Annotated in this window: 12 protein-coding genes; 5 read left to right on the plus strand and 7 right to left on the minus strand. The window is 33.9% G+C overall.

The window, feature by feature from the left end; translation table 11 throughout:
• Nucleotides 1–95 precede the first annotated feature (95 nt).
• Both V4D31_RS05825 and nth read left to right on the plus strand, forming a co-directional pair.
• Nucleotides 96–1,124 carry a zinc-dependent alcohol dehydrogenase family protein gene (locus V4D31_RS05825; protein WP_353685521.1) on the plus strand — a complete coding sequence of 343 codons (1,029 nt, stop codon included), beginning with the start codon at nucleotides 96–98 and terminating at the stop codon, nucleotides 1,122–1,124.
• Between the two features lies 1 nt (nucleotide 1,125).
• Nucleotides 1,126–1,758, plus strand: coding sequence for an endonuclease III (nth, locus tag V4D31_RS05830; RefSeq protein WP_353685522.1), 633 nt, complete (start codon nucleotides 1,126–1,128; stop codon nucleotides 1,756–1,758).
• On the opposite strand, the gene fdhD is transcribed toward nth, so the two are convergent.
• Complete coding sequence (fdhD, locus tag V4D31_RS05835) at nucleotides 1,755–2,516, minus strand: formate dehydrogenase accessory sulfurtransferase FdhD (RefSeq protein WP_353685523.1); 762 nt, start codon at nucleotides 2,514–2,516, stop codon at nucleotides 1,755–1,757. The genes nth and fdhD overlap by 4 nt on opposite strands.
• Nucleotides 2,517–2,606: 90 nt before the next feature.
• Here fdhD and V4D31_RS05840 point away from each other — a divergent pair, with 90 nt between their 5' ends.
• From V4D31_RS05840 to uvrB, 3 genes are read left to right on the plus strand one after another with little or no spacing between them, the layout of a single operon-like run.
• Nucleotides 2,607–2,927 (plus strand): iron-sulfur cluster assembly accessory protein, encoded by a 321-nt coding sequence (locus tag V4D31_RS05840; protein ID WP_353685524.1) that lies wholly within the window; start codon nucleotides 2,607–2,609, stop codon nucleotides 2,925–2,927.
• Between the two features lie 5 nt (nucleotides 2,928–2,932).
• Nucleotides 2,933–3,904 carry a porphobilinogen synthase gene (hemB, locus tag V4D31_RS05845; RefSeq protein WP_353687090.1) on the plus strand — a complete coding sequence of 324 codons (972 nt, stop codon included), beginning with the start codon at nucleotides 2,933–2,935 and terminating at the stop codon, nucleotides 3,902–3,904.
• Nucleotides 3,905–3,914: 10 nt separating this feature from the next.
• Complete coding sequence (gene uvrB, locus V4D31_RS05850) at nucleotides 3,915–5,930, plus strand: excinuclease ABC subunit UvrB (RefSeq protein ID WP_353685525.1); 2,016 nt, start codon at nucleotides 3,915–3,917, stop codon at nucleotides 5,928–5,930.
• On the opposite strand, the gene V4D31_RS05855 is transcribed toward uvrB, so the two are convergent.
• The 6 genes from V4D31_RS05855 to cobS are packed head-to-tail and all read right to left on the minus strand — an operon-like array spanning nucleotide 5,920 to nucleotide 11,478.
• The gene (locus V4D31_RS05855; RefSeq protein ID WP_353685526.1) at nucleotides 5,920–6,702 is read right to left on the minus strand and encodes a helical backbone metal receptor; all 783 of its coding nucleotides are present in this window, start codon (nucleotides 6,700–6,702) and stop codon (nucleotides 5,920–5,922) included. The two genes, uvrB and V4D31_RS05855, sit on opposite strands and share 11 nt — an antisense overlap.
• Nucleotides 6,699–7,208 (minus strand): bifunctional adenosylcobinamide kinase/adenosylcobinamide-phosphate guanylyltransferase, encoded by a 510-nt coding sequence (gene cobU / locus V4D31_RS05860; RefSeq protein WP_353685527.1) that lies wholly within the window; start codon nucleotides 7,206–7,208, stop codon nucleotides 6,699–6,701. The genes V4D31_RS05855 and cobU overlap by 4 nt, the downstream gene beginning before the upstream one ends.
• A 1-nt stretch (nucleotide 7,209) precedes the next feature.
• On the minus strand, nucleotides 7,210–8,250 hold the full coding sequence (gene cobD, locus V4D31_RS05865) for a threonine-phosphate decarboxylase CobD (RefSeq protein ID WP_353685528.1): 1,041 nt from the start codon (nucleotides 8,248–8,250) through the stop codon (nucleotides 7,210–7,212).
• Entirely contained in the window at nucleotides 8,247–9,221 is a 975-nt protein-coding gene (gene cbiB, locus V4D31_RS05870; RefSeq protein ID WP_353685529.1) for an adenosylcobinamide-phosphate synthase CbiB, read from the minus strand. The genes cobD and cbiB overlap by 4 nt, the downstream gene beginning before the upstream one ends.
• Nucleotides 9,218–10,732, minus strand: coding sequence for a cobyric acid synthase (locus V4D31_RS05875; RefSeq protein ID WP_353685530.1), 1,515 nt, complete (start codon nucleotides 10,730–10,732; stop codon nucleotides 9,218–9,220). Before V4D31_RS05875 ends, cbiB begins: the two co-directional genes overlap by 4 nt.
• On the minus strand, nucleotides 10,717–11,478 hold the full coding sequence (gene cobS / locus V4D31_RS05880; protein WP_353685531.1) for an adenosylcobinamide-GDP ribazoletransferase: 762 nt from the start codon (nucleotides 11,476–11,478) through the stop codon (nucleotides 10,717–10,719). The genes V4D31_RS05875 and cobS overlap by 16 nt, the downstream gene beginning before the upstream one ends.
• Nucleotide 11,479: the final 1 nt, after the last annotated feature.

Below are 11,479 nucleotides of genomic sequence, written 5' to 3' on the forward strand. Positions count from 1 at the left end.
GAGGGTCAAATTTTCCAACACAGTGAGCAATAACAGTTTTTGAAATTGCCGAAAAAAATTATTGTCTTGATAGCAAAACAGAGTATAATATCTTTATGAAAGCCTGGGTAATCGGAGAAACAACAGAAATCAAAAATAATCAACCTTTAAATCTCATTGAAATAGGAGATCCTCTGCCTCAAGCAAAAGAAATAGTTATAAAAGTTCATGCCTGTGGAGTTTGTCACACTGAAATTGATGAAATAGAAGGAAGAGCAACTCCTTCATTTTTCCCTATAATTCCAGGGCATCAGATTGTTGGAGAAGTTGTGGAAATTGGTAGAGAAGTAAAAAATTTTAAAATTGGTGACAGAGCCGCTGCAGGATGGATTTATTCAGCTTGTGGTAAATGTGAATTCTGCTTAAAGGAACTTGAAAATCTATGTAAAGATTTCAAAGCAACAGGCAAGGATGCTCATGGTGGATATGCAGAGTATTTTAAAATTAATGAAGATTTTGCTTTTCCTATTCCAGAAAATTTTAAAGATGAAGAGGCTGCTCCACTTTTTTGTGCAGGAGCAATTGGTTACAGAGCTTTAAGGCTTACAAATCTTGAAAATGGTCAGAATATTGGACTGGTTGGCTTTGGTGCTTCAGGACATCTTGTGCTAAAGATGATAAAATTTTTATATCCTTATACAAAAATTTTCGTGTTTTCAAGAACACCTTCAGAAAGGGAGCTCGCTATTGAACTTGGTGCATACTGGGCTGGAGATTTTAATGAAGAGCCTGCTGAAAAAATTAACTCAGCAATTGACACAACTCCTGTATGGAAGCCTCCAATTATGGTTTTACAACATCTTAAACCAGGAGGCAGGCTTGTAATAAACGCAATAAGAAAAGAGGAAATTGATAAAAATGAATTTTTAAACATTGACTATCCAAGAGATTTATGGCTTGAAAAGGAGATTAAAACAGTAGCAAATGTTACAAGAAAAGACATAAGAGAGTTTCTTTACATTGCCTCAAAAATTCCAATAAAGCCAGAGATTGAAATATATCCTTTTTCTGAAGCAAATAAAGCAATTCAGGATATAAAAAATAGAAAAATAAAAGGCGCAAAAGTTTTAAAAATTGGAGGTTAAAATGGACAAAAAAGAAAAAGTCTTAGAGATAATTAAAAGGCTTGACAAAATATATCCTAATGTTAAAACAGCACTAAATTTTAATACTCCCCTTGACTTACTTGTAGCGACAATACTTTCAGCCCAAACAACAGATGTGAATGTCAACAAAGTTACTGAAAATCTTTTCAAAAAATATAAAACTGCCTATGATTACGCAAATGCTTCATTGGAAGAGCTTGAAAAGGACATAAAAAGCATAAACTTTTATAAAAATAAAGCAAAATACATAAAATCGCTTGCAAAAGAATTGATTGAAAAATTTAATGGAGAAGTTCCAAAAACAATGGAGGATTTAGTGAGCCTTCCAGGAGTTGGAAGAAAAACAGCAAATATTGTGCTGTGGAATGCCTTTGGAATAAACGAAGGTGTGGCTGTTGATACTCATGTAAAAAGACTATCAAAGCTCCTTGGACTCACAGAAAATACAGATTCTGATAAAATTGAACAGGATCTTATGAAGATAACACCTCGTGAGTATTGGGGAAAGCTTTCGCACCTACTCATAATGCTTGGAAGAGAAATCTGTAAAGCAAAATCACCACAGCATAAAATATGTCCATTGAATGATATATGTCCAAGTAGTGGGATTTAAAGAATTACCCTTTCAGGATTACTGTAAATGTTAAATCTGCTTCCTCTTAAAAAACCTATTACTGTTAAATTGGCTTTTTGAGCCAATTCAACCGCAAGAGAAGTTGGTGCTGTCCTACTTACAATAACTGGAATTCTCCATTTTGCAGCTTTTAATGCCATCTCAGAGGAAATCCTTCCACTTACGAGCATAATTTTACCTCTAAAGCCCTCTCTATTGAGCAATGCCCATCCAATTACTTTGTCCACTGCATTATGTCTGCCAACATCTTCTGCAATAAATAAAATCTCTCTGTCATTTGCCAGTGCTGCAGCATGAATGCATCCTGTTGTTCTATAAAGATTTGATTTTTCCTGAAACTCCTTAAAGAGACGAAATAAAGCATTCTGACTGACTTTCAAATCATCATCAATGCTACCTTTTACATCATTTAAAAAACTTACAGAACTCATACATCCTGATGTAATTGTTTTACCATTAAGCGAAACATGTCCTTCAAGTTCAACCCGGGCATTAATCTCTTTTTCATTTTCTTCAATAATTATTTTTTCAGGACACCAGTCTCCCTTTAAAATATCCTCTGTCATAAGAAAACCTATAACGAGTTCTTTGATCTGCATAGGAGAAGCTGATAGAGAAACAACTTCCTCATTGTTTACATAAATTTTTATTCTTTTTTCCACAGCCACAGTATCATCAACTTCTATAGCCTCATCCTGTTTAACTCTAACTATTTTTTTATTTTCAAGCGGTTGCATAATTGTATTTTAGCTCATTAAATTTTTTCTTGCAAAATATTTTTAAAAACTGCTATTCTGAAGTTAGAAAAAAATTTTTAGGAGGTAGCTGTGTTTAGTATCAGTTCAAAAGCAGCCGAAAAGGCAAAAATGATCCTCAAGCAGGAGGGCAAAGAAGGCTGGGGCTTGAGAATATTCTCTGCAGAAGGATATTGTAGCCCTTCATTTGGTCTTGATATTGATGAAAATCCTCAAGAAGGTGATGAAGTAGTGGAAAAAGATGGATTAAGGGTCTTTATGGATAAACAGACCTTTGATCTTCTCAGTGAACTTGAACTTGACTACTATGAGGATGAGGAGCAGGAAGGATTCATTCTTAAAGGACCAATGCCTTCATGTGGTCCGGGTTGCGGAGGTAGTTGCGGCGTATAATAGCGATGTTTCCAGTTCATCGCCCAAGAAGACTTAGAAAAAGCGATATCCTGAGGCGCATGGTGAGGGAAACAGACCTCACCCCTCAGGATTTTATTTATCCAATGTTTGTTGTTCCTGGAAAGGCAGTTAAAAATCCTATATCTTCAATGCCTGAATGTTTTCAGGAAAGTATTGATGAAACAATTAAAACAGCCAGAGAAGTTTTTTCTCTTGGAATTCCTGCGATTATTCTTTTTGGAATTCCAGAACATAAAGATGAAAAAGCCTCATCTGCTTATGATGAATCAGGAGTTGTTCAGCAGGCTGTAAAAGCAATCAAAGACTCAGTTCCTGATTTAATAGTTATAACTGATGTATGTCTCTGTGAGTATACATCTCATGGGCACTGTGGAATCATAAAAAATGGTAAAATTGACAATGACTCAACCCTTGAAGTGCTTGCACTTGAAGCACTATCTCATGCCCATGCAGGAGCTGACATTGTTGCACCCTCTGACATGATGGATGGAAGAGTTGGAAGAATACGAAAAGCCCTTGATGAAGAAGGTTTTACAGATGTAGCGATAATGTCCTATTCTGCCAAATATGCCTCAGCCTTTTATGGACCTTTCAGGGAAGCTGCACAAAGTGCTCCAGCCTTTGGTGACAGACGCTCCTATCAAATGGATCCCGCAAATCGCAGAGAAGCAATAAAAGAGGTAGCCCTTGACATTGAAGAAGGTGCTGATATTGTAATGGTTAAGCCAGCACTGGCATATCTTGATGTAATTTCAGATGTAAAACAAAATTTTCATGTTCCTGTAGCTGCCTACAATGTAAGTGGAGAATACTCAATGGTAAAGGCTGCTTCCCAGCTTGGCTGGCTTAATGAAGAGGCTGTAATGATGGAAATTCTCACTGCCATAAAAAGAGCTGGTGCAGATCTTATCCTTACCTATTTTGCAAAAAAGGCAGCAAAATTGCTCCAGAGTTAAACTATAATCAATGGACAAATTTATACTTCACAGTCCCTTTAAACCAAAGGGAGACCAGCCAAAAGCAATAAAAGCACTTGTAGAAGGCATAAGCAAAGGTTATAAACATCAGGTTTTACTTGGTGTTACAGGTTCTGGGAAAACCTTTACAATAGCAAATGTCATTGCTAAGGTTAACAAACCAACACTGATTATTGCCCATAATAAAACCCTTGCTGCACAACTTTACGGTGAGCTAAAAGAGCTTTTCCCTTACAATGCTGTTGAATACTATGTTAGCTATTACGATTACTATCAACCAGAAGCTTACATTCCAGAAACAGACACCTATATTGAAAAAGATGCATTGATAAATGATGACATTGACAGGATGAGACACTCTGCAACTCTGTCAGTTCTTACTCGCAGAGATGTAATAGTTGTAGCCTCTGTATCATGCATTTATGGAATTGGCTCTCCTGATGACTACATGGCAATGCACATAAATATTGAAGAAGGCATGATTACTGAAAGAGATGCACTTCTAAGAAAACTCGTTGAAGTTCTCTATACAAGAGCAGAGGATGAATTCAGAAGAGGTTGTTTTCGTGTAAGAGGAGATGTTGTTGACATATATGCCTCCCATTGTCTTGATAAAGCTTATAGAGTTGAATTTTTTGACAATGAGATTGATGCAATTTATGAAATAGACCCTCTTTCAGGAACCCGGATTAGAAGAACTCCAAGAATCCTTATTCCACCAAACAGTCACTGGGTAACTCCTGAACCAAGACTAAAGAGAGCACTTGAAACCATAGAAGAAGAACTTATAGAAAGAATAAAATATTTCAAAGAAAGAGGTGAGAACCTTTTTGCTGAAAGAATTGAAAGAAGAACCCGTTTTGATCTTGAAATGTTAAGCCAGTTTGGGCACTGTCATGGAATTGAAAACTACTCAAGACACCTCAGCGGAAGACTTCCCGGAGAGCCGCCATTTACATTAATAGATTACCTTTATGCAGGACCTTCAAAAGGAGATTTTCTAACAGTTATTGATGAAAGCCATGTAACAGTTCCACAAATTGGAGGAATGTATGAAGGAGACAGGTCTCGCAAGCAAACACTCGTTGATTATGGATTCAGACTGCCCAGTGCACTTGATAACCGTCCATTAAAGTTTGAAGAATTTGAACACAGAATGAATTATGTAATTTATGTTTCAGCTACTCCAGGAGACTATGAAATTGAAAAATCAGGTGGAAGAGTGATTGAACAAATTATAAGACCAACAGGACTTGTTGACCCTAAGATGGAGGTTCGTCCAGCTACAAACCAGGTTGAAGACCTTCTTGAAGAAATTCATAAAAGAGTTGAAAGAGGAGAAAGGGTTCTTGTAACAACTCTTACAAAAAAGATGGCTGAGGATTTGACTGATTATTATAGTTCACTTGGAATTAAAACAAAATATTTACATTCAGATATTGATACCCTTGAAAGGGTTGAAATTTTAAGAGATCTAAGACTTGGTAAGTTTGATGTCTTAATTGGAGTAAATCTTTTAAGAGAAGGGCTTGACCTTCCAGAAGTCTCTCTTGTTGCGATATTTGATGCTGATAAAGAAGGATTTCTTCGTTCTGAAAGGTCACTTATTCAAACAGCAGGCAGAGCATCAAGAAATATAAATGGCACAGTAATTCTGTACGCTGATACAATTACAGAGTCAATGAAGAGAGCAATTGAGGAAACTGAAAGAAGGAGAAAAATCCAGCTTGAGTATAACAAAAAAATGGGAATTGTTCCTGAAACAGTAAAAAGCAAAATTAAAGACATTCTTTCATCAATTTATGAAAGAGATTACTTTACTGTTGATGTTGTCAAAGAAGACACTGAAGAGTATAAACTCAGTGAAAAAACCTTAAAAAAACTTGAGGAGGAGATGAGACACGCAGCAGAAAATCTTGAATTTGAGAGAGCTGCTCAGATAAGAGACAGGATATTTAAAATCAAGGAAAAGATGCTACAGTTAGGATTAAAGCTTAATTCCTGATTTTTACACCTGCCATCTCTTTAATTCCTTCAACTATTCTGGGGCTAAGATGATAAATTTTATCACTTATAAAATAAATATTGCCTTTTTTAACTGCCTTTGTGTCTTTTAATTTTACGAGCAATCCTTCAGGAACTGTTTCATGTCCTGCACCAAAAAATATTATTTCGGGATTTAATTTTATTACTCTCTCTATATTGATTGATGAATACTCCGCAATATTTTTTAAGCCCAAAAGATTCATAACTTCATTTATGTGAGATGACTTCCCTGCAACTGTTAAGGGTTCAGTCCATATTACAAACAATGCCTTCTGATTATTGAATGTTCGCTTTACTTTCTTTATATTTTTTTGAAATTCATGGGCAACAATTTTTGCCTGTCTTTCCTTGCCAATTGCAATTCCCAGTTTTATCAATTCATCTGGCATATCTTTAAGAGTCTCTGGAGCATAAACATGAACTTTTATCCCCAATTCTATCAACCTGTTGTAGACCTCTATGGGAGTTACATCCTTTGAAATTATTACTAAGTCTGGCTTTAAAGCCAGTATTTTTTCATAGGACGGATTAATCATGCCTCCAACCTTAGGTTTGTTTTTAACTTCTTCAGGCCATTTACAGTAATCTGACACAGCCACAAGCTTATCAATTGCACCAAGATAATAAATCGCCTCTGTAACTGACGGTGCAAGTGAAATAATTCTTTCTGGCTGAGCAAATGTAAATGTCGGAGAAAATAAAAATAGTATAAAAAGAACCAATGCTCTCATTTTATTTGCAGTCCTTGCCCAGCAATCATTAAATAGGCTTTATCACATATATCCATTATTTTCTGATTTAATGTTCCTGCAATATCAATGAATTTTCTTCCAAGTTCTTTTTCAGGAATTATTCCAAGCCCAACTTCATTTGAAACAATAAATATGTGGATGCTGCCTTTGATTTTCTTCAATACATCAATGAAAGAGCTAACGAATTCCTGATAATCATAGCCTTCAACAATAAGATTTGTAAGCCATGTGGTAAGACAGTCAATTACAATTGAAGAGTTTTCAGGAATTTTCATAATCACTCCCATTAAATTTATAGGCTCTTCTATTGTAATCCATTGACTGCCTCTTTCTTTTTTATGTCTTTCAATACGTTGTCTCATCTCATCATCAATAGCTCTTGCTGTTGCAATATAGTAAAGATTTTTACTCCCCGTGTTTTGTGCTTTTTTAAGTGCAAATTTAGTTTTTCCACTTTTTATTCCACCAATAATGAATGTGATCATATTAAATCCTTAAAAATTCTCTCAGTTCTTTAAAAAATTTCTCATTCTCATCTCTGGTTTTCACAGAAACTCTTATAAAGTTTTCATTAAGTCCGTAAAAATCTGAACAATCTCGAATGAGGATTCCTCTTTCAAGCATATATTTAAAAATGCCTTTTTTAGGTATTTCAATGAGATAAAAGTTTGCAACTGATGGAAAATATTTCACTTTAAGTTCATTTAATGTGCATTCAAAGAATTCTTTTTCTTTCATAAAAAATGCATAACTCTGCCTTTTAAACTCTTCATCCTTAATAATTTCCTCTGCTATCCATTGAGCCAAACTGTTTATGCTCCAGGGTTGTCTGTATATTTTCATTTTTTCAATAATTTCAGAGGAAGTTACAGCATAACCAAATCTCAATCCTGCAAGTCCATAAAATTTTGTAAGAGAGCGTAAAACTATAATATTTTTTGATATTGCATTTTTAATCAGACTTTCATCAGGGACAAAATCAATAAAAGCTTCATCTACTACAAAGACAGTATTTTCATAAAAAGAAGCCAGTCTAAGGATTTCTTTTTTATTTATTAAACATCCAGTTGGATTATTGGGATTGCATATGAAAACAATTTCATATTTTCTTTTTTGCATTTTTTCTTTAATCCTTTCAAAAATTTCTTCTCTATTGAGCGTGAAAATTTTCTCTATCTTCTCTATCCCATTTACTTTACAGGCCCTCTCATACTCTGTAAATGTAGGTTCTAAAATTAAAACAGATGCAGGCTTTAATGTTTTAACTGTAAGATATATTAATTCTGTTGAACCGTTTCCACATATGATATTTTCAAACGGAATATTATAAAACTCAGAAATAATCTTTTTAAACTGCCTTGCTTCCGTATCTGGATATTTATGAATAAATGGAAATTTTTCAATAACTTTTCTTTTTATCTTATTAGGTAAAGGAATTGGATTAACAGAGGAACTCATGTCTATGATGTGATAAAGAGATTTTCCTGTTATCTCTGAAGCAGTATAAATATCACCTCCGTGTGTCATAAAAGGTTCCTCAGAAAAATGGATGCTAAAATAAATAAAAAACTGCTAACTGTAATAATTTTAATGCTTAAATTAATTAGTTCTGAACTAATACTATTCAAGTCTTCTCCAATATATGGTTTTTCTACAAGAATACCCCCGTAGTAGTTGGGACCTCCAAGCCTCACCCCCAATGCTCCTGCCATTGCTGCCTCTGGTATTCCACTGTTTGGACTGCTATGATTTTTCCCATCTCTTAGCATGATTTTAAGCGATCTTTTTCCTGTAGAAAAACCAAGCAAAATAAAGGAGCTTAAAACTATGAAAATTCCTGTTATTCTTGCTGGAACATAGTTAAAAATGTCATCCATCTTAGCTGAAAACCATCCAAATTTTATATATCTTTCATTTTTATAACCAACCATTGAATCAAGCGTGTTTACTGTTTTATAAAAAACAAGAAAAGGAAATCCACCGAGAAAAAAGTAAAACAATGGAGCAATAACTGCATCACAGAGATTTTCCGCAAGACTTTCAATAATTGCTATTCTTATTTTTTCAGGGATGAGATTTTCAGTATCTCTTCCAACAAGAGCTTTCAAAGAAATCCTTGCCTGAACTAAATTGCCTTCATTTAAAAGTTTATCTACCTTTTTAGCCTCATAAATTAGACCTCTTAAAGCAATAAAAAGACTGCTAAATAACACAAGGAAAATACGTGAAAAAAGCCATCCAATCATTGATAGACTATTCATTTTTTCAATAAAATAAACAAAAATAATTGAAAATAAAAAAATAGGAGCTGTTGTTAATAAAAAAAGTAAGAAGCCTCCAAATCTGCCAGTGAGTTTTCTGTTTCTTAAAAATGACTCATTTTTTTCAATGAGTTTACCAATTGCCTTAATAGGATGATATTTTTTATGGTATCCACTCAAAAAATCAATTAAAAAGGCTGCAACTACTGTCCAGTTTTCAACATAGAATATTTTCATATACCAGCTATTTCCCATATTTTATCCATATTAATGTGTTTTTCTACGATTTCTGAAATACTGTCTAAAAATGACTCCTTAAGCTTTTTCCATGAAAAGGTATATTCAATAGGATTTAATCCCTTTTTAATTCTGTGTCTGTTTATAAGCCATCTTCTTAAGCTATCATTTTCAAATAATCCATGGATATATGTTCCCCATACATTTTCACAAACAATTCCATCAAATAAAATCTGGCCTGTTGATTTTCTTTTTATTTTAAAAAGTCTCATAGGTCCGTAACTTATTCCCTTATGAATCTCATAACCTGTAATTTTTATTAAAGGTTCTGAACAAAGATAACCTTCAACCTGAGTGGTTATTTTGTCAGGATAAAATACTGTTTTAACCGGTAATAAACCAATTCCATTAATTTCTTTATGACACCTCCCTTCTGTCATGCATAAATCAAAAAATGAGCTTTCAACCATATAGGGGTCTATTAATTTTTCTCCAAGCATCTGAAATCCACCACATATTCCAATAATTTCAACTTTATTCTTAGCAAGCTCTTTTAGTATTTCATCAATTTTTAGCTGTTTGAGCAAAGTTAAATCTTCAAAGGTGTTTTTTGAACCAGGAATGATTATTATATCAGCATTAATAAGATCTTCTTTTCTTAATGAATAAACTAACTCCACATCTGGTTCAAATCTTAATGGTTCAAAATCACTGAAATTTGAGATATATCTCAGCTTTAGAACAACTATTTTTACTGCTGCATCTGATTTGAGAATGAAAGAATTTGAAAGCCTTAAGGAAATTCCATCTTCATCAGCTATTCCTGTTTCATGTATGTAGGGAATCACACCCACACATGGCTTTTTTATCATTTCCTCAAGCTTTTTTATCCCTGGTGAAAGAATATCAATGTAACCTCTAAATTTGTTGATTATGAAACCTTTGATAAGGTGGTCATATTCCTCAAGAAGTTTTACAGTTCCATAAATAGAGGCAAAAACTCCACCTCTATCAATATCTCCTACAATTAATACAGGTGCTTTAAGATAATCTGCCACAGCCATATTTACAATATCATTTTCAATGAGATTTATCTCTGCAGGGCTTCCAGCACCCTCAATAATTAAGAGTTCATATTCTTTGGTTAGATAATCAAGTGAGATTTTAACAGCATCCCACAGTTTTTTCTTCTCCCAGTAAAAATCATTTAATTTCAATGTTTTGTAAAGCTTTCCATGAACAACTACCTGGGTGCCCTGTTGCCCTGCTGGTTTAAGTAAAATGGGATTCATGTGAATAAGAGGAACAATACCAGCTGCCTCTGCCTGTATTGCCTGAGCAAGGGCTATCTCTCCTCCATCTTCTGTAACAAAACTTTGTAAACTCATATTCTGAGCTTTAAAAGGAGCAACTTTTATACCCCTTTGTTTTGCAATTCTACATAAAGCTGTAACCAATAAGCTTTTCCCGCAATTTGAAGATGTTCCCTGTATCATCAATAACTTAGCCATATTCTTGCACAAAGTAAAAAACAAAAAAGAAAAATTACCTCCGTTATTTCAACAGTAGCTCCAAGATGATCTCCTGTTATTCCGCTGAATTTATCTTCAAAAAAGTTTTTCAAAATAAAAAGAATTAAGCAAAGTAAAAGTACAATCAATGGCAAAAAAATGAAACTTTTTACAGTAAAGTAAATTACCAAAAATACAGGCAAAGCTGTAGATAGAATAAACTGCTCTTTACTAATTTTGCCGACAAACATAGCTCCAAGTCCCTTTGTTTTTGCAGGCTTTCCATAATACATTAATGGAATTACAGACCATCTTGAAAATACAAACGTAAAAATAAATATCATGAATTGATTACCATCAATGAGCTCCCTGAAAAAAACAAATCTGCAGAGAATATCAAATGTTGAAGCTACAACTCCAGCTACACCAATTGTACTATCGCTTATTATTTCAAGTCTTCTTTGTATATCCTTTTCTTTGTCTCCTGTTTCTTTATAAAAAAGAGCATCAAAGGTGTCTGAAAGTCCATCTATGTGAAATATTCCTCTCAATGAAAATAAAAATAAAAGTAAAATAACGGAAATAACCGAAGATGAGAATATATAATTCAATTTCTTAATCAGTAAAAAAGAAAAGACCCCCTCTAAAAATCCTACAAAAGGGAAAAAAATAACAGAACTTGCAATCTCTTTTTCGTTAATTTTCTTTACTTTTAAAGGCAAAACAGTTAAAAATGAAAGAGCCATT

The sequence above is a fragment of the Thermodesulfovibrio sp. 3462-1 genome (genome assembly GCF_040451425.1).
GTDB classification, from domain to species: Bacteria; Nitrospirota; Thermodesulfovibrionia; order Thermodesulfovibrionales; family Thermodesulfovibrionaceae; genus Thermodesulfovibrio; species Thermodesulfovibrio obliviosus.

Bases quoted from the DNA above. Each gene is read 5' to 3' on its own strand.
- V4D31_RS05825 (WP_353685521.1), top strand. From the start codon at position 96: ATGAAAGCCTGGGTAATCGGAGAAACAACAGAAATCAAAAATAATCAA.
- nth (WP_353685522.1), top strand. From the start codon at position 1,126: ATGGACAAAAAAGAAAAAGTCTTAGAGATAATTAAAAGGCTTGACAAA.
- fdhD (WP_353685523.1), bottom strand. From the start codon at position 2,516: ATGCAACCGCTTGAAAATAAAAAAATAGTTAGAGTTAAACAGGATGAG.
- hemB (WP_353687090.1), top strand. From the start codon at position 2,933: ATGTTTCCAGTTCATCGCCCAAGAAGACTTAGAAAAAGCGATATCCTG.
- uvrB (WP_353685525.1), top strand. From the start codon at position 3,915: ATGGACAAATTTATACTTCACAGTCCCTTTAAACCAAAGGGAGACCAG.
- V4D31_RS05855 (WP_353685526.1), bottom strand. From the start codon at position 6,702: ATGAGAGCATTGGTTCTTTTTATACTATTTTTATTTTCTCCGACATTT.
- cobU (WP_353685527.1), bottom strand. From the start codon at position 7,208: ATGATCACATTCATTATTGGTGGAATAAAAAGTGGAAAAACTAAATTT.
- cobD (WP_353685528.1), bottom strand. From the start codon at position 8,250: ATGACACACGGAGGTGATATTTATACTGCTTCAGAGATAACAGGAAAA.
- cbiB (WP_353685529.1), bottom strand. From the start codon at position 9,221: ATGAAAATATTCTATGTTGAAAACTGGACAGTAGTTGCAGCCTTTTTA.
- V4D31_RS05875 (WP_353685530.1), bottom strand. From the start codon at position 10,732: ATGGCTAAGTTATTGATGATACAGGGAACATCTTCAAATTGCGGGAAA.
- cobS (WP_353685531.1), bottom strand. From the start codon at position 11,478: ATGGCTCTTTCATTTTTAACTGTTTTGCCTTTAAAAGTAAAGAAAATT.